This window comes from Endozoicomonas sp. SESOKO3, from assembly GCF_024606255.1.
On the sequence record NZ_JAHHPR010000251.1, the window covers coordinates 1 to 1,387 of the forward strand.

The following is a 1,387-nucleotide window of genomic DNA, read 5'->3' on the forward strand; positions in this document are numbered from 1 at the left end:
ATTCCCGGGCGGACTCAATGGATGCCGGATCGCCCACGGGAGGTGTCAGGAAGTGCATGACGGGTTCCGCCACGCCAAAAAACATCAGGCCAATCCCCATACCGGCTGAAAACAACATGGCAAACCAGGAACTAAAGCTGAAATCCGGCTCGGAATGGTCGGGGCCCAACTTGATATCGCCATAACGGGAGAGGCCGACAATAGCAACACCAATGAGGATGATGGCGACCGCCGTCACGTAAAACCAACTGGCATTGGTCATTATGCCCGTTTGCAGCATTGTGGAATAAAGTTCGGCCTGATCGGGAAACAGAGCCGTACAGACCACTATTAAAAGAATGACACTGGAAGCGCCAATAAAGACGGGCAAGTTAAGACTGTGACGTGATTCTGAAGGGTCAGACATAAAATGGGAGGCTCCCGGAGTCAGGGTAGATGGTTATTTGGCTGAAGCTGTTTTAATTAAGTTGTTCAAATGAAGACTTTGGGACTACATCAATAATAGACAGTTTCAGACGAAAGAGCGGAAAAATGTTACATGTCTAATATTTAGTGGTCAAATTATGTTTGTTTTTCTGCTCCACTTGTGGCAAACAGTCGAGTCAAACATCTGGATACACCAAGAGATCACTATTTTGAGTCCTGTTATTGGAACGATGTTCTCGTTTCTTTGCGACAAGTCATCCGGCCACAGACCTGCATCCTAATGGTAACCCCCATTGATTTCTTTGAATCAGTGGGAGGATGTCAAAACTGACTGACCGACTCTCTGGCCAAGACACGCGCTCTGGCAGCAAGTAATGATGTTAAGGTGCCTGCAAAGGTGACGGAATCAGCGCCTCGGATTATTTAACGATACGAATCGTTGCCTACGTCTTACTGTTGTCTGGAGAGGAGCCTGACGTCCCCCTACCCAAGATAGCAGCAAAAGAAGCTGAGGCTCTTGAGCTGCCTGCTTCCAACCAAGCCGATGCAAAGGCCCGATCCTCCCAGTTCTGCCGATCCGAACTCTGACTGTCTGTAGGGGAGTCACCGGTCACACGGGTCGTAGCAGAAAGACTCGATGATAATGCTCTGGCTTGATTAATGGCTCTATCACTGACACTGTAAAGAAATACTTGAACTTCTCTTGTCGCGAGAAAGGTTTTGCAAGAAGGACAGGTTGAATTCTCAGATAGCCAGGGCTCCAGGCAGGCTTTGTGAAACATATGTTTGCATTTTTCGAGAACCATGACTTTCCTTCCGGCAAAAGTTTCTAAACAAATAGGGCAATCGTCGTCCGGCTTTTGATAAAGTGCTAACTTGCTATTTGGGCTGCTGGGTACTGTCATTTCGTTCATATCTTTTAGTCCTGTCTCTGTTTTTTCGGATAACTTAAGTTTTGGAC

General features: G+C 47.2%; 2 protein-coding genes. Both read right to left on the reverse strand.

Features of this window, described 5'->3' with window-relative positions; translation table 11 throughout:
• Window positions 1-406, reverse strand: a 406-nt coding sequence (locus KDK18_RS04565) for a BCCT family transporter (protein WP_257253522.1), incomplete at its 3' end; no start/stop codon positions are given.
• A gap of 463 nt (window positions 407-869) precedes the next feature.
• A partial coding sequence (locus KDK18_RS04570; protein WP_257253523.1) for an RING-H2 finger protein occupies window positions 870-1,387 on the reverse strand: 518 nt, incomplete at its 5' end.